We start from the raw sequence: 16,705 nt of genomic DNA on the forward strand, positions 1-16,705 counted from the left end.
GGTCAACCCCAGGCTAGGATTGCTCCATGAACCTGTCGGACAGCTGGGCAGTCAGTGCGCCCACGAATGCCCGCATGAGCGCAGCCGAGGCGGTGTTCGCCGACCTCCGTTCTGCGATCGCGTCGGGCGATCTACCCGTCGGACAGAAATTGCCGTCCGAGGCCGCGCTCGCCACCCGGCACAGCGTCAGCCGCTCCGTCATCCGTGAGGCGCTGCGTTCCTGCCATGCCCTCGGCCTGACCGAAACCAAAACGGGTCTCGGCACTTTCGTCGTTCGCGACCGTGTCGGAAACGACCTCGACATCGGCAACTATGCAGCCCGCGAACTCATGGAGGCCCGCCCTCACGTGGAGATTCCCGCCGCCGGCTGGGCCGCAGAGCGTCGTACCGACGAGGAGTTGACGGTGCTCGCCGGCCTGGCCGACGAGATGCGTTCCGAGGACGACCACGAGGCCTGGGTACTACTGGACGCGCAGTTCCACACAGCGATCGCGCGAGCGAGCAAGAACCGCGTGTTCGAGTCGATCATCGTCGACATCCGCGACGCGTTGACGCGACAGTCGGAGACCCTCAACCTCGTCGCGCACCGGCAACAGCAATCCAACCTCGAACACGACGCCATCGTCGACGGCATCCGATCCGGCGAGTACGACGCGGCAGCACGCGCCATGACCGCGCACCTCGATGCGGTCCGGAATGCAGTGGAGTCGCTCGCCGATCGGCCCAGCTGACCGTACGACTGGGCCGGGAGTGGAGCCTGCGGAACGACCCCCGTCAGGCCGGGAGTGGAGCCTGCGGAACGACCCCCGTCAGGCCGGGAGTGGAGCCTGCGGAACGACCCCTACTAGGCTGCTGCCGTGACGAAGGTATTGAACTCTCTCCCGGTCGGCGAACGAATCGGCATTGCATTCTCCGGCGGCCTCGACACCTCGGTGGCCGTGGCATGGATGCGCGAGCACGGCGCGGTGCCGTATGCGTACACCGCCGACATCGGTCAGTACGACGAGCCGGATCTGTCCGATGTGCCTGAGCGTGGCCTGGCCTACGGGGCCGAGCAGGCGCGGCTCATCGACTGCCGCGAACCGCTCGTCGAGGAGGGTCTGGCTGCACTGACCTGCGGCGCGTTCCACATCCGCTCGTCGCTGCAGACGTATTTCAACACCACCCCGCTCGGCCGCGCGGTCACCGGCACCATGCTGGTCCGCGCGATGCAGGAGGACGGCGTCTCGATCTGGGGCGACGGATCCACCTACAAGGGCAACGACATCGAGCGGTTCTACCGCTACGGCCTGCTCGCCAATCCGCAGCTGCGGATCTACAAGCCCTGGCTCGACGAGGCGTTCGTCGCCGAGCTCGGCGGTCGGCACGAGATGTCGCAGTGGCTCACCCAGCGCACCCTCCCCTACCGTGACTCGGCCGAGAAGGCCTACTCCACCGACGCCAACATCTGGGGTGCCACCCACGAGGCGAAGAAGCTCGAGTACCTCGACACCTCGCTCGAGATCGTCAGCCCCATCATGGGCGTGAGGTTCTGGGACCCCGAGGTCGAGATCGCGGCGGAGGAGGTCACCGTCGAGTTCGAGCGTGGCCGCCCCGTCCGTATCAACGGCAAGAGCTTCGACAGCGCCGTCGACCTCGTCATGGAAGCCAACGCCATCGGCGGACGCCATGGCTTGGGCATGAGCGACCAGATCGAGAACCGCATCATCGAAGCCAAGAGTCGCGGCATCTACGAGGCTCCCGGCATGGCGTTGCTGCACATCACCTACGAGCGCCTCGTCAACGCCATCCACAACGAGGACACCGTCGCCTCGTACCACAACGAGGGCCGTCGACTCGGCCGTCTGCTGTACGAGGGACGCTGGTTCGATCCGCAGGCGCTGATGCTGCGTGAGGGCTTGCAGCGCTGGGTGGGCAACGTCGTCAGCGGCAGCGTGACACTGCGTCTGCGCCGCGGCCAGGACTTCACGATCGTCGACACCCAGGGCAGCAACTTCAGCTACCACCCCGAGAAGCTATCCATGGAACGTAGCCAGGGCCAGGCGTTCTTCCCCGGCGACCGCATCGGCCAACTCACGATGCGCAACCTCGACATCGCCGATTCACGCAGCAAGCTCGAGCAGTACGCCGCGCAGAACCAACTCACGGCCTGGGGCGAACTGATCGGGGAACTGCCCGCAGGCGGAGCCGACGCCATCGCAGCCAGCGGCCCCGACGGTTCCGTGGACTCCTCGGCACTCGACCACGCCGCCATCGAGTCCGGCACCGACTGATCTCTGGTTGCCGAACTCGAAGTTGTGGACGGATTTCAGCCGATTTCCGTCCACCACTTCGAGTTCGGCTACTCCTCGGGTTCCGTCAAGCCCTGATGCTCGTCTCGCTCCGCCCACTCGAGTAACTCGTCGATCGCGAACACCGCATCGTCGATGCCGGCGTGCAGGTCACCCAAGTCGGCGAATCGGGCGGGCACCGTGAACATCGTGAACTCGCGCGGATCGACGTCGGCAACCTCGTCCCAGGAGATCGGCGTCGACACCGTCGCCTGCTGATTTCCCCGCACCGAATAGGCGCTGGCGATGGTGTGATCGCGGGCATTCTGGTTGTAGTCGACGAACAGCTTCGACGGGTCGCGATCCTTGCGCCACCAGGTGGTGGTCACGTCCTCGGGTGCCCGACGCTCCACCTCACGCGCGAAAGCCAGTGCGGCCCTTCGTAAGTCCTTGAAGCCGTAGGCCGGGTCGATCCGAACGTAGATGTGCAGACCGTGGCCGCCGGAGGTCTTGGGCCAGCCGACGGCCCCGAGATCACTCAGCACCTCCTGAACCACCCCGGCGACGCGTCGTACCCGGTCGAAGGGGCAGTCGGGCATCGGATCGAGGTCGATGCGCCACTCGTCGGGCATCTCGACGTCGGCGCGGCGGCTGTTCCACGGATGGAACTCGACGGTCGACATCTGGACCGCCCAGGCCACGTGCGCCAGTTCGGTCACGCACAGCTCGTCGGCAGTGCGGTTGTAGCGGGGGAAGGTCACCTGCACCGTCTCGAGCCACGGCGGCGCACCGTTGGGCACGCGCTTCTGGTGCACCTTGTCGCCGGCGAGGCCCTTGGGGAAGCGGTGCATCATGCACGGCCGCTCCCGCAGCGCCCGCACGATGCCGTCGCCGACGCTCAGGTAGTAGTTCACCAGATCCAGCTTGGTGGCTCCGCTTTCGGGGAAGTACACGCGCTCGGGGTTGGAGATGCGGACGCTGCGCTCGCCCACCGGAATCTCGATCGACGGTGAGCTACTGGCCATGAGGTCGAGAGTAGGCGATCAGGAACGAAGCTGTTCAGGAACGAAGCGTGATGCCGTATCGGTCGCGTTTGCGGTAGATGGTGGCTCGGCTCATCCCCAGTTCCTCGACCGCGTCGTTCATCGTGACGCCGGGACGAGAGAGCACGCGAATCATCTCGTCGCGCTCGAACGTCTCGATGCGGGTGAGCCGGTGGGTGGTGCGCGAGAGCACCTCCGGCGGCAGATGATGGACCCCGATGACGTCCGCGCGGACGGCTGCCTTGTGCATCACCGTGGCCAGCTCGCCGACGTTGCCCGGCCATGGATGTTCGCGCAACGCTCGCTCGGCAGCGGCGGTGAGCGTGACCCGTCGGCCCCGCACCCGCCCGGCCAGATGCAGGGCGAGCGGGGCGATGTCTTCGGGCCTGTTCCGCAGCGGCGGTACCTCGACCACGGTGCGCAGCAGTCCCGCGAGTGCCGGGGGCACGTCGTCGTAGTTCGACGCCGTGACGGTGACGGGTACCCCGTGGCCGGCGCGACGGATCAGTTCGGCGAGGGCATCGGCCGCACGCGCGGGAAGCCGGTCGACATCACGAATGACCACTGCCGTATCGGGTTTCGGCAGCTCGGGCGTCCAGAGGTCGAGCCAGGCGTCGACGTCCCGGGCGGCCGGTGCTCCAGCGCTGAGGATGCGGCCGCGCGGGCGTGCTGCGCGCAGTGCGCGAGCGAGCACGGTGGCCCGGCCCGATCCCGGCTCACCGACCATGAGAATCGAACCATGTTCGGCCAGAGCAGCTTCCGCAGACCCGAGTGCGCTCCGCCAACCCGGGGAAAGATCGTCGAGGATGCCGGATCCCGGCCCGCTGTGCGCGGTTTCGACCCGGAACACCTCACCGCGCGGGGCCGGCCGCGGATGCTGACCCTGCGACCGCGCGAGCATCATCGCCGAGGTGTTCCCCGCAGCCGACTGGGCAAGGGCCAGAAGCAGATCCGAGGACGACTCCGACCAGGTGGTCAGATTGACGCAGCCCTCCACCCGGCCGGTGAGTGGATCGAGAACCGGGGCTGCCGCGCACGTGTACCCGGCGAGCGAGAGCGAGTAGTGCTCGTCCGCCTTCACCACCGCGGGCACCTGATCCGCGAGCGCCAGCGCGAGGCCGTTGGTACCGGCCTGGTCCTCCGCGTACGAGAAGCCGGGTGCCAGATGCACGCGGTCGAGCGCAGCCAGCAGTTCGCGGTCGGCGCTGACCCTGTCCAACACGAGACCATCGGCATCGGTGAGCATCATCGACACCGGTTCGTTCGCCAACGTGTCGCGCAACCCGTTGAGCACCTCGCGGCCGCACCGATAGAACAGGGACTCGTCGTCGTAGGTTCCCGAGAACACCGGAGCAACCTCGTCGAGCGACACCCCGTACCGCTGGCTTCGGTGCCACGACGCGAGAAGTCGATGCGAGACGGCAGCGAGGGGCTCCGAATGGAGTCGGGCCCGCGAGAGACCCCCGGAATCTGCCATGTGATCCAGGTTACATTCGCATGTCGCCATCGTTGCCGGGGCAGCGTCTCGAATTGAGACGCCGAGGCCGAGACGGCGGCTCGTCGCGGACCTACCGTCGTTCCCATGACGACGTGACGCACGTCACGTATCGCAACACCCGGGAGGCACACCGCATGTACACCAAGAACGGCGAGAACTTCTTCATCGTCGACGCCCACGTCGCACTGTGGGACGCGCGAGAGCAGAACCAACGCAACATCCACGGCAAGCAGTTCATCGACTGCTTCTACGACTACCACCGCAACCTCTCCCCCGAGAGCGAGCTGTGGACGTACGACGAGTACCTCTACCAGGGCGGCGAGCGCCTGATGCACGACCTGTTCGAGATCGGGTACGTCGATCACGCCATCTTCCAGCCCGCCCACCTCGGCGAGTTCTACAACAACGGGTTCGGGCAGACCGAGGAGGCGTCGGCGCTGGCCGCGGCGCACCCGGACAAGCTGACCTACAACCACCACTTCGATCCGCGCAACGGCGAACGCGGCCTCGACCAACTGCGGGCCGACGCAGAACGCTTCGGGCTGAAGGGCGTCAAGCTCTACACCGCCGAATGGCACGGCGACTCCCGCGGCTACAAGCTCGACGACGACTGGACGCGGCGTTACCTCGAGGTGTGCCGCGAGGTCGGCATCAAGAACATTCACGTGCACAAGGGTCCGACCATTCGTCCGCTCGACCGCGATGCGTTCGACGTCGCGGATGTCGACCACGTGGCGACCGACTTCACCGATCTGAACTTCGTCGTCGAACACTGCGGCCTGCCCCGACTCGAAGACTTCTGCTGGATCGCCACCCAGGAGCCCAACGTGTATGCCGGCCTCGCCGTGGCCATTCCGTTCATGCACACGCGCCCGAAGTACTTCGGTCAGATCATGGGTGAGCTGCTGTACTGGCTGGGTGAGGACCGCATCTTCTTCTCCTCCGATTACGCATTGTGGACGCCCAAGTGGCTGGTCGAAGGATTCGTCGACTTCCAGATCCACGAGTCCCTGGACGAATACGCACCGATCACACTCGAGCAGAAGAAAAAGGTCCTGGGCTTGAACGCCGCCAAGCTCTACGACATCCCGGTCCCGGCAGAACTGCAGTTGCCCGACGCCGACGAGACCGAGACCGGACCGCGTCAGCCCGAGCGCGCCGATCTCGCGGCGGTGTGAGATGACGGTCGTTGCAACCCTGTCGAGGCACGACGAGGCCTACGCCGCGCTCGGCGTCGTCCTGGATCCCGAATTGGACGAGCCCATCACCGATCTCGGGTTCGTGCGATCTCTCGAGGTCGACGACGGCACAGTGCACGTTCATCTTCGACTGCCGACGTCGTTCTGTTCGCCGAATTTTGCGTATCTGATGGCGGGAGACTCCAAGGATGTGCTGACGGCGTTGCCGTGGACCGAGCGGGTGCTGGTCGAACTCGACGATCACCACGACTCGGACAAGATCAATGCCGGCCTCGCCGCCGACGCCGGCTACCGCGGCACCTTCGGACACGAGGCCGAGGAGGATCTCGAGGAATTACGCGCGACGTTTCGGCGCAAGGCCTACGTGGCGGCGATGGAACGCTCGCTCATGGCATGGTTGCGCGCCCACCCCGACTCGACCGAGAACGACTTGGCCGCAGTAGTTCTCGGAGACCTTCCGGACGATCGCACCTCGACCGCACTGCTTCGTCGTCGAGAGGCGCTGGGCCTGAGGATCGATCCGGCCGCTCCCGCTCTGGTCGATCACACCGGCCGACCACACACCGGAGATCTGACGATGGTGATGCGGCGCGCCCGCGCCACCCGCGTTTCGATCGACGGCAACGCCCACTTCTGCCGCGGATTGCTGCAGACCCGCTATCCGGGGTCGGAGGAGCAGCAGGTACCGCGCGTCGAAGGCGCGTTCATCCCCCTCACCACTCTCACCGTCCAGCACAGCACTACACAGGAGTCACGATGAGCACGATGCGCGCCGTCCAGGTGGTCGGCTACCACAAGAATCTGGAGATGACCGAGGTACCGATTCCCGAGGTTCGAGGCCCTCTCGACGTCATCGTCAGGATCGGCGGCGCGGGCGTGTGCCGTACCGATCTGCACATCCTCGAAGGACAGTGGGCCGAGAAGTCCGGCGTCACACTGCCGTACACGATCGGGCACGAGAACGCCGGGTGGGTCCATGCGGTCGGATCGGCCGTCACCAACGTCCGCGAGGGCGACAAGGTGATCCTGCATCCGCTGGTCACGTGCGGATTGTGCCGGGCCTGCCGGTCCGGTGACGACGTGCATTGCGAGACCAGTGACTTCCCCGGCATCGACACCAACGGTGGGTACGCGGACTATCTGCGGACCAACGCCAGGACAGTCGTGAAGATCGACGACTCACTCGAACCGTCGGCGGTGGCCGCACTCGCGGATGCCGGCCTGACCGCCTATCACGCGGCAGCCAAAGCAGCCCGACGGCTGACTCCACGCGACAAGTGCGTCGTCATCGGTGCAGGCGGCCTCGGCCACATCGGTATCCAGGTGCTCGAGGCGCTGTCGCCCGCGGAGCTCATCGTCATCGACCGCAACGCCGACGCCGTGAAGCTCGCCCTCACCCTCGGCGCCGATCACGCGGTGGTCGCCGACGGCAGTCAGGTCGATCAGGTCATGGAACTCACCGGCGGATTCGGTGCCGAGGTGGTACTCGACTTCGTCGGTGAGAACGGCTCCACCGCAGAGGGATTGGCGATGACCAGACGGGCCGGTGACTATCACGTGATCGGCTACGGCGAGAACGTCGACGTGCCGACCATCGACCTGGTGTCGGCGGAGAAGAACATCGTCGGCAACCTCGTCGGGTCCTACAACGACCTGTGCGATCTGATGTCTCTCGCCGCGCGCGGTGCCGTGAACCTGCATACGCAGACCTACGCACTGGACGACTTTCAGAGTGCCATCGACGACCTCGACAACGGACGGGTTCGCGGCCGCGCGATTCTCGTACCCTGAAATCGGGTAGTAACCACCGACTCAACCCCAACAACGAGGAGCAACGTTGATCTTCATCACCGCCAAGTTCAAGGTCAAGCCCGAGCACGCCGACAACTGGCCCGAGATCTCACGCGACTTCACCGAGGCATGCCAGGCCGAGGAGGGATGCCTCTGGTACTTCTGGTCGCGCACCCTCGACGACCCCACCGAGTACGTCCTGGTGGAGGCATTCAAGGATCCCGATGCCGGTGCCGCCCACGTGAATTCGGATCACTTCAAGCAGGCCCAGAAGGATCTCCCGCCGTACCTGCAGGAGACACCGAAGATCATCAGCCAAGAGGTCGACGGCACCGACTGGAACGAACTGGGCGAGCTCGCGGTCGACTAGATCGTTCGTCTAGTCCCTTTCGCGATCCCGGACCACCTGGCCGAGAGTCACGACGGCGTCGGCGAACTGCCCGGGTAATTCCTGAGGCGGGTTGTGGCCGCAATCGACCTGACGAACGTCGATCAGGTCGGTGAAGTGCGCCGTGTGGTCCGGGCTGCCGTACAGCGAGGCGACGGTGTCCTCGGTCGGATCGATCACGACCGTGGGCACCGTGATCCTCGGTTGCTGCGTCAGCAACTCCTGGGTGGCTGCATAGGCGGCGTCCCCTGACTCGAGCCCGTATCGGTGCCGGTAGGAATGCACGGATACGTCCACGAAGTCGGGGTTGTCGAACGACGGTGCGGTGGCCGCGAATTCGGAATCGCCGAACCTCCAGGTCGGCGACCAATCCGTCCACAGTGTCTGCGCGATCTCCGTGCGGTAGGCCGCGAGCCCGGCGCGGCCCCGCTCGGAGTGCAGGTAGTACTGATACCAGTACCGCTTCTCGAGGTGCGGCAGCACGGGCGTGGATACGGCCGCGGCGATGTCCTGCACCAGATATCCGGACACGCTCACCAGGCCCGACACCAACTCGGGCCACAGCGCGGCGACGACACACGCCGCTCGCCCGCCCCAGTCGTAGCCGGCGACGATGGGTTGGTCCAGTTCCAGCGCGAGGATCAACTCGCGCAGGTCGTGGCCGATCGCGGCCTGCTCACCGGAGCGCATCGTGTCCGCGTCGACGAACCGGGTGGGTCCGAAGCCGCGTAGGTATGGCACCACCACGTCGTAGCCGGATTCGGCGAGCAGCCTGCCGACGTCGTCGTAACCGCGCGGGTCGTACGGAAACCCGTGCATCAGCACCACCGAACGACCGGACGGGTCACCGACGCGGTCGTAGGCCACATCCAGCACCCCTGCACGAATCATCATGGGTCCATGCTCGCATTGCGGGGTGCGCCGAGATTCAGCTACTGAAAACAGCCTGCATACCGGGAGCGAGGACATCGGACAGGTCGGTCCACGGCACGGTGATCGTGACGAGGCCGATGGCGTAGGAACCCACCTGGTAGTCCCCGAAATGAATGTTCATTCCCTCGGGCGATGCGGTCCAGTTCGCGAAGTTGGCCACCGTCGGCTCGATACCCGAGCGCTCGAAACTCTCGCCTGCGCGGGTGGTCGGAAGAATTGCCGCTGCTCGGTCAGACAGCCGGGCCAGGCCTGCGTCGAGATCGGTGAAAGCATCACCGAGGGAGATCGGCTGTGCGGTGTCGGCGTCGATCGTCACGGTCGCAATCAGTGAATTACCGTGCGCTCCTGGCGGCACGGCGATCCAACCGGTGATCTGTTCGGCACTGATCACGCGCCGCCCGACGTAGGTCGTACCCGTCGAGTAGCCGTCGCTGAGGGCGAAGTCGTTCCCGTAGTCACCATCGATCTGATCCTGGAGCGCCGCGCGCATCGACTCGTTGAACTCCGCCGTCACGGCGGGATTCCCGCCAGTGAGCTGCGGAATCGCGACGTCGTAGGTCGCACGCACGGTTGATCCGGTGACTCGAGTGCTGCCGACGACGTACGGCTCGGCGGCACTCGAGGTAGTTGTCGGCGTCGTGGACGTCGGCTCGTCTCGCTCGGTGGTGACAGTGACTTCCGTAGTCGTCGGTGCCGACGCCGGCGTGGCAGTTCCCGAGGTGGAGCAGCCCGCCAAGGCCGCGGTCACGGCCACTGCGGCGACCATCGAGCGGATACGAGTCATGCCCGACCCTAACCACAAACCCGACGGGTATGACCGAGAATCGGGTGCAGCCGACCGCGCTGAGCGCGGCTGGTTGCACCCGATTCGAAGCCCCGCAGCACGAAAAAGCCCGACCCCCTCGAAAGGGAGTCGGGCTTGTTCAGCGAGGGGGGTGGACTCAGAAGTCCATGCCGCCCATGCCACCGGTCGGATCGCCTGCGGGCGCTCCGGCCTTCTCGGGCTTGTCGGCGACGACGGCCTCGGTGGTGAGGAACAGAGCCGCGATGGACGCTGCGTTCTGCAGTGCCGAGCGGGTGACCTTGACCGGGTCGTTGATGCCTGCAGCGAGCAGATCCTCGTACTCGTTGGTCGCGGCGTTGAGGCCGTGACCTGCGGGCAGGTTGGAGACCTTGTCCGCAACGACGCCGGGCTCGAGGCCTGCGTTGAATGCGATCTGCTTGAGCGGGGCGGACAGTGCGACGCGAACGATGTTCACGCCGGTTGCCTCGTCACCGTCGAGCTTGAGGTTGTCGAGTGCGGGCGCTGCCTGGAGCAGTGCCACGCCGCCACCGGCGACGATGCCTTCTTCGACGGCTGCCTTGGCGTTACGCACGGCATCTTCGATGCGGTGCTTGCGCTCCTTGAGCTCGACCTCGGTTGCCGCTCCGGCCTTGATGACTGCAACGCCACCGGCCAGCTTGGCCAGGCGCTCCTGCAGCTTCTCGCGGTCGTAGTCGGAATCGGAGTTCTCGATCTCGGCGCGGATCTGGTTGACGCGACCGGCGATGGCGTCGGAATCTCCCGAGCCCTCGACGATGGTGGTCTCGTCCTTGGTGATGACGACCTTGCGTGCCTGACCGAGCAGCTCGAGTCCGGCGGTCTCCAGGGAGAGGCCGACCTCTTCGCTGATGACCTCGCCACCGGTGAGGATGGCGATGTCGGCGAGCTGCGCCTTGCGACGGTCACCGAATCCGGGAGCCTTGACGGCGACGGACTTGAAGGTGCCACGGATCTTGTTCACCACGAGGGTGGAGAGAGCTTCGCCCTCGACGTCCTCGGCGATGATGACGAGCGGCTTGCCGGACTGGATGACCTTCTCCAGCAGGGGCAGCAGGTCCTTGACGGTGCTGATCTTGGAGCTGACGAGCAGGATGTACGCGTCTTCGAGGACGGCTTCCTGGCGCTCTGCATCGGTGGCGAAGTACGCCGAGATGTAGCCCTTGTCGAAGCGCATGCCCTCGGTGAGCTCGAGCTGCAGGCCGAAGGTGTTGGACTCCTCGACCGTGATGACGCCTTCCTTGCCGACCTTGTCCATTGCCTCGGCGATGAGCTCGCCGATGGACGGGTCGCCTGCGGAGATGCCAGCGGTAGCAGCGATCTGCTCCTTGGTGTCGATCTCCTTGGCGGACGCGAGCAGCGACTCGGTGACGGCTGCAACAGCCTTCTCGATGCCGCGCTTGAGGCCGAGCGGGTTCGCGCCGGCTGCGACGTTGCGCAGGCCTTCACGGACGAGTGCCTGAGCGAGAACGGTAGCGGTGGTGGTGCCGTCGCCTGCGACGTCGTCGGTCTTCTTGGCGACCTCCTTGACGAGCTCGGCACCGATCTTCTCGTAGGGATCTTCGAGCTCGATCTCCTTGGCGATGGAAACACCATCGTTGGTGATCGTGGGAGCTCCCCACTTCTTCTCGAGTACGACGTTGCGACCCTTGGGGCCCAACGTCACCTTTACTGCGTCGGCGAGGGCATTGAGGCCTCGCTCGAGGCCACGGCGTGCCTCTTCGTCGAACGCGATGATCTTGGCCATTGCGAAGTGATCCTCCGGATTGGGGGTGACACATTGCTGGCCGAGCTCGGTGCCCGCGACGGACGACCAGGGGTGTCGTTGATTCCCCGGCCTCACCGTGTCCCGACCTGGCACTCACGTGTCGAGAGTGCCAACTGCATTTCTAGCACTCGACCATGGCGAGTGCAAGGTCGACCACTGGTACCGACCGAGGGGTGAACCACCACGACACCCATTCCCGACGCCACCGCCCGAAGCATGCCTCGAGCAGATGCTCGACCGAGACGCCCTTCGTCACGCACTGTTCACACCCGTACGCGTTGTTAACATCCGAATACTGTGCATCGAACCATCGACGCCAATACCGTTGAGTGACAACAGCTTCGACGCCAAAAAATTCGGACAAAACCCTACAAATCCGACAGTAAGGATCGAAACATGTCCGATACGGTCGACACTTCGTACGACAACTCGGCGATGGACCACGAGGAAGAGGGCTACCACAAGGGCCTCAAACCTCGTCAGTTGCAGATGATCGCGATCGGCGGTGCCATCGGCACCGGCCTGTTCCTCGGAGCGGGCGGACGACTCGCCAGTGCCGGGCCCGGCCTCTTCCTCGCCTACGCCCTCTGTGGAATCTTCGTCTTCTTCATCCTCCGCGCACTCGGCGAGCTGGTGCTGCACCGCCCGTCCTCGGGCAGCTTCGTCTCGTACGCACGCGAGTTCTTCGGCGAGAAGGCAGCGTTCGTCGCGGGCTGGATGTACTTCCTGAACTGGGCGATGACCGCAATCGTCGACGTGACGGCCATCGCGACGTACATGCACTACTGGGGCAGCTTCGAGGTGATTCCGCAGTGGGTCATCGCGTTGATCGCCCTCGTCATCGTCATGAGCCTGAACCTCGTGTCGGTCAAGTGGTTCGGTGAGATGGAGTTCTGGGCGGCGATCATCAAGGTCATCGCGTTGGTGACGTTCCTGATCGTGGGCGTGGTGTTCCTCGCAGGCCGCATCCCCGTCGGTACCCAGATGCCGGGCATCAGTCTCATCACCGACAACGGCGGCTTGTTCCCGTCGGGCGCGTGGCCGTTGGTCATCGTCATCTCGGGTGTCGTTTTCGCCTACGCCGCAGTGGAATTGGTGGGTACCGCCGCCGGTGAGACCGAGAACCCGGAGAAGATCATGCCGCGGGCGATCAACTCGGTCATCGCACGTATCGCTCTGTTCTACGTCGGCTCGCTCGTACTGCTCGCATTGTTGATGCCGTACACCGCGTACCAGTCCGGCACCTCCCCGTTCGTGACGTTCTTCTCGAGCATCGGCCTCGGCGGCGCGGGCACCATCATGAACATCGTGGTGCTCACGGCGGCACTGTCTTCCCTGAACGCCGGGCTGTACTCGACCGGCCGCATCCTGCGGTCGATGGCGATGAACGGCAGTGCGCCGGACTTCACCAAGAAGATGACCAAAGGCGGAGTGCCGTTCGGCGGCATTCTGCTCACCTGCTTCATCACGCTGTTCGGTGTCGCGCTCAACGCCATCGCCCCCGGCGAGGCGTTCGAGATCGTGCTGAACATGTCTGCACTGGGCATCATCGCCAGCTGGGCCACCATCGTGTTGTGCCAGATCCAGCTGTACCGCTGGTCCAAGAAGGGCATCGTGGAGCGGCCCAAGTTTCGCCTGTTCGGAGCGCCGTACACCAGCTACGCGACGCTGGTGTTCCTGTTCGGCGTGCTGGTGCTGATGGCCTTCGACGCCCCGATCGGCTCGTGGACCATCGCCACTCTTGTTGTCATCATCCCGGCACTGATCGGCGGCTGGTTCCTGGTGCGCACCAAGGTGCTCACCGTCGCCGAGGAACGCCTCGGCTACACCGGCCAGTACCCGGTGGTGGCCAACCGCCCGACCGAACCGGAGGAGTAGCCCCCACGCGTGACGGGGCCCGAACACCGGTGCCCCGTCACGCGTTCAGGAAAATTTGAGCCAGCGCGACCTCGTGAACGGCGATCGTCGCGGCGGCGGTTCCGGAACTCCTGCGGCCACCGCTGCCGCCACCGCGTCACTGAGTGCGACGCAGGTCTCGAAACGATCCGACGGGTCTTTCGCCAACGCCCGCGCGACCACCGCGTCGAGCCCCCGCGGCAACGAGCGTCGACGACGGGTCACCGACGGCGGCTCGGCCGTGAGATGTGCTGCGGTGATGGCCAACGGCGTGGCCAGCGGATACGGTGTCCGGCCGGTCGCCAGTTCGACGAGCGTCGCCCCCAGGCCGTAGACGTCGGTCTGCGCACTCAACACTCCCCCGCGAAGCAGTTCCGGTGCCGCGTACGGGATGGATGCCAGCACCGTCCCGCCTGCAGCGAGCGGGGTCGAATCCCCCAGCAGGCGCGCAATTCCCCAGTCCGACAACAGCACCTGCTCGTAACCGTCGATTCGCTCGGTGGAGATGAGGATGTTCGCGGGCTTGACGTCCCGATGCACGACGCCCTGCGAGTGGGCGTAGTCGAGCCCCTTGGCCACCTCGGCGACGATGCGCGCCACCCGGGAGACGTCGAGCGCGATCTGGCCGCGGGCGACGAGCCGCGCGGCGCTGTAGCCGTCCACGTAGTGCATGGACATCCACAGTTGGTGCTCGAACTCACCGTGCTCGTGCACCGACACGATGTTCGGGTGCACCAATTGGGTGGCGACGGTCGCTTCCATCCGAAACTTGTTGCGCAACCTCGGCGATCGCGACGCCTCTCGGTCCAGGATCTTGAGGGCCTCGAGCCGATCGTGGCCGCGCCCGAGAACCAGATACACCTCGCTCATACCGCCGACCCCGAGGCGGCGCTGAACCCGAAAGCCGGCGAACTCCGAACCCGGCTGCAATCGACTGGTCACCGAATCACCTGCCGCACAACATTGTTCACGCCGCGAAATACGAGGGGTGACACAACCGGACATGTCCGCAGCATCGGCAGAACTGTAGTCCGTTCGACCGTTCGGGGCGACTCGGCAGAAACCACACGTTCGCCTGTTTCCCAGTTCGGCAGCCCTCACACGTTTCGCCACCTGCACCGATGTCGTTTATGGTGATTACCGGTACTTGACCAAAACAAGGGAAAAAGAACGGCAAACCGATAGTGGTCAGCCGATCACCTCGACTCGAGTTGTAAGGAAGTCAAGTAAGTGAAAGCAGTAAAAGAAGCGTGGGGCGGCCTGCTCAAGCCGGTCTTCGTCCCCGCATCTATCGTCATTTTCGTGATGATCGCCTTCTCGGTGATCTACGCCGGCACTGCCGCCGACGCATTCGACAATCTCAACAACGCCATCACCAGCGGAGTCGGCTGGTGGTACATCCTGGCCACCACCGGCTTCGTGCTGTTCGCGCTGTACTGCGGTCTGAGCAAAGTCGGCAACATCCGCCTCGGGCGGGACGACGAGAAGCCCGAATTCGGTGTCCTGTCCTGGTTCGCGATGCTGTTCAGCGCCGGCATGGGCATCGGCCTGGTGTTCTACGGCGTCGCCGAGCCTCTTTCGCACTACGTCACACCACCCGAAGCAGGCGGCGTTCCCGGCAGCACCGACCCGGCAGCGCGTCAGGCGATGGAGCTGACCCTGTTCCACTGGGGTCTGCACGCCTGGGCGATCTACGTGGTGGTCGGCCTCGGGCTGGCCTACATGACGTACCGCAAGGGACGCCCGCTGTCCGTGCGTTGGCTGCTCGAGCCGCTGCTGGGGCGCAAGCGCATCGAAGGCGGCATCGGCCATGCGATCGACGCCGTCGCAATCATCGGCACGTTGTTCGGCGTTGCCACCTCGCTCGGCTTCGGCGTGCAACAGATCTCGGCCGGCCTCGAGTACCTGGGTTGGGTCGATACCAACAACTGGGTGACGGTCATCATCATCGCCGGCGTCACCGGTCTCGCGACGTTCTCCGTCGTGTCCGGCGTCTCACGAGGACTCAAGTGGCTCTCCAACATCAACATGGGAATGGCCGCGGCTCTCGCAGTCTTCGTGCTGATTGCCGGACCGAGCCTGTTTCTCATGCAGTCGTGGGTGCAGAACCTCGGTGGCTACATCCAGGCGTTGCCCGAGTTGATGCTGCGCACATCACCGTTCTCCGACGACGGCTGGACCGGCGACTGGACCATCTTCTACTGGGGCTGGTGGATGAGCTGGGCGCCGTTCGTCGGCATGTTCATCGCCCGCATCTCACGCGGCCGCACCATCCGCGAGTTCGTGTTCGGGGTGCTGCTGGCACCGACCATCATCGGGTCGTTGTGGTTCACGATCTTCGGTGATGCCGGAATCCTGCGTCAGCGCGAGAACGGCGACCTGTTGGTCGACGGTGCCGTCGACACGAACACGAGTCTGTTTCAGCTGCTCGACACGTTGCCGTTGGCGACGATCAGCAGCGTGCTGGCGATCTTCGTCATCGTGTTCTTCTTCGTGACGTCCTCCGACTCCGGCTCGCTGGTCATCGACATCCTCTCCACCGGCGGCGATCTCGAGCCCCCGAAGATCACCCGCGTGTACTGGTCGATTCTCGAAGGCGTGGCAGCGACGGTTCTGCTCCTCATCGGCGGAACAGGATCGTTGACGGCCCTGCAAACGATGTCGATAGCCACGGCCGTGCCGTTCTCGATCATCCTGGTGCTCGCGTGCGTGTCGATGCTCAAGGCCTTCCGCTACGACGTCGCCACCACCCCGCGGTACGTGCGCGTGACCGCAACGCCGGAGGTCGCGGACAGCGAACCGGACCCAGCTCGGTCGAGCCCGCGCAAGAGGGCGTCGGCAGGCATCTCGAGTACGTTCTCCGGCCTGACAGCGTCACGGGAGGGACTCACATCGCCCGCTCGCACCGGAACCGTCGTGCTCGCGGTGCACGAGGTCTCCAGCGAACAGCTCGAGGTTCATCCCGAGACCGGAGCCGTCGAATACTCGAGTGACAACGCTCCCGTCGATCCGCTGGGCGGCGAAGTGTTCGACACCCAGGAGTTCGCCGACTCGGCCGAGGGGCAGAACCAGAACAACCCCGGCTGACCCGTCTCCACC

General features: G+C 65.1%; 14 protein-coding genes. 8 read left to right on the plus strand and 6 right to left on the minus strand.

Annotated features, from left to right (window positions below):
* Window positions 1-26 precede the first annotated feature (26 nt).
* On the plus strand, window positions 27-731 hold the full coding sequence (locus tag ABZ677_RS01650) for a FadR/GntR family transcriptional regulator (protein WP_358366319.1): 705 nt from the start codon (window positions 27-29) through the stop codon (window positions 729-731).
* Between the two features lie 126 nt (window positions 732-857).
* A complete protein-coding gene (argG, locus tag ABZ677_RS01655) occupies window positions 858-2,273 on the plus strand; it encodes an argininosuccinate synthase (protein ID WP_358366320.1) in 1,416 nt (471 codons plus the stop codon).
* A gap of 68 nt (window positions 2,274-2,341) precedes the next feature.
* On the opposite strand, the gene ligD is transcribed toward argG, so the two are convergent.
* Both ligD and ABZ677_RS01665 read right to left on the minus strand, forming a co-directional pair.
* On the minus strand, window positions 2,342-3,295 hold the full coding sequence (ligD, locus tag ABZ677_RS01660) for a non-homologous end-joining DNA ligase (RefSeq protein ID WP_094741082.1): 954 nt from the start codon (window positions 3,293-3,295) through the stop codon (window positions 2,342-2,344).
* Between the two features lie 34 nt (window positions 3,296-3,329).
* Window positions 3,330-4,790: a GAF domain-containing protein gene (locus ABZ677_RS01665; RefSeq protein ID WP_094741081.1), complete on the minus strand. Its 1,461-nt coding sequence runs from the start codon at window positions 4,788-4,790 to the stop codon at window positions 3,330-3,332.
* A gap of 155 nt (window positions 4,791-4,945) precedes the next feature.
* On the opposite strand from ABZ677_RS01665, the gene ABZ677_RS01670 reads away from it, so the two are divergent.
* The 4 genes from ABZ677_RS01670 to ABZ677_RS01685 are packed head-to-tail and all read left to right on the plus strand — an operon-like array spanning window position 4,946 to window position 8,171.
* On the plus strand, window positions 4,946-5,989 hold the full coding sequence (locus ABZ677_RS01670; RefSeq protein ID WP_037148819.1) for an amidohydrolase family protein: 1,044 nt from the start codon (window positions 4,946-4,948) through the stop codon (window positions 5,987-5,989).
* A 1-nt stretch (window position 5,990) separates the two neighbouring features.
* Entirely contained in the window at window positions 5,991-6,770 is a 780-nt protein-coding gene (locus ABZ677_RS01675) for an iron-sulfur cluster assembly protein (protein ID WP_358366321.1), read from the plus strand.
* A gap of 5 nt (window positions 6,771-6,775) precedes the next feature.
* Window positions 6,776-7,801: an NAD(P)-dependent alcohol dehydrogenase gene (locus ABZ677_RS01680; RefSeq protein ID WP_037188594.1), complete on the plus strand. Its 1,026-nt coding sequence runs from the start codon at window positions 6,776-6,778 to the stop codon at window positions 7,799-7,801.
* Between the two features lie 46 nt (window positions 7,802-7,847).
* Window positions 7,848-8,171 (plus strand): putative quinol monooxygenase, encoded by a 324-nt coding sequence (locus ABZ677_RS01685; protein ID WP_032382260.1) that lies wholly within the window; start codon window positions 7,848-7,850, stop codon window positions 8,169-8,171.
* Between the two features lie 9 nt (window positions 8,172-8,180).
* Here ABZ677_RS01685 and ABZ677_RS01690 read toward each other — a convergent pair whose 3' ends face one another.
* The 3 genes from ABZ677_RS01690 to groL form a co-directional block, all read right to left on the minus strand.
* Window positions 8,181-9,083 (minus strand): alpha/beta hydrolase, encoded by a 903-nt coding sequence (locus tag ABZ677_RS01690; protein WP_358366322.1) that lies wholly within the window; start codon window positions 9,081-9,083, stop codon window positions 8,181-8,183.
* 34 nt (window positions 9,084-9,117) lie between these two features.
* Entirely contained in the window at window positions 9,118-9,906 is a 789-nt protein-coding gene (locus tag ABZ677_RS01695) for an RsiV family protein (RefSeq protein ID WP_358366323.1), read from the minus strand.
* Window positions 9,907-10,063: 157 nt separating this feature from the next.
* Window positions 10,064-11,689 carry a chaperonin GroEL gene (groL, locus tag ABZ677_RS01700; protein ID WP_008713461.1) on the minus strand — a complete coding sequence of 542 codons (1,626 nt, stop codon included), beginning with the start codon at window positions 11,687-11,689 and terminating at the stop codon, window positions 10,064-10,066.
* A gap of 417 nt (window positions 11,690-12,106) precedes the next feature.
* Between groL and ABZ677_RS01705 the strand changes: the two genes are divergently transcribed.
* On the plus strand, window positions 12,107-13,588 hold the full coding sequence (locus tag ABZ677_RS01705; protein WP_037186771.1) for an amino acid permease: 1,482 nt from the start codon (window positions 12,107-12,109) through the stop codon (window positions 13,586-13,588).
* A 45-nt stretch (window positions 13,589-13,633) separates the two neighbouring features.
* Here the strand turns inward: ABZ677_RS01705 and ABZ677_RS01710 are convergent, their stop codons facing one another.
* A complete protein-coding gene (locus tag ABZ677_RS01710; RefSeq protein ID WP_037186766.1) occupies window positions 13,634-14,548 on the minus strand; it encodes a serine/threonine-protein kinase in 915 nt (304 codons plus the stop codon).
* Window positions 14,549-14,836: 288 nt separating this feature from the next.
* Between ABZ677_RS01710 and ABZ677_RS01715 the strand changes: the two genes are divergently transcribed.
* Window positions 14,837-16,693, plus strand: coding sequence for a BCCT family transporter (locus tag ABZ677_RS01715; RefSeq protein WP_358366324.1), 1,857 nt, complete (start codon window positions 14,837-14,839; stop codon window positions 16,691-16,693).
* Window positions 16,694-16,705 lie beyond the last annotated feature (12 nt).

The organism is Rhodococcus sp. NPDC006774 (assembly GCF_040636045.1).
Taxonomy (GTDB): domain Bacteria; phylum Actinomycetota; class Actinomycetes; order Mycobacteriales; family Mycobacteriaceae; genus Rhodococcoides.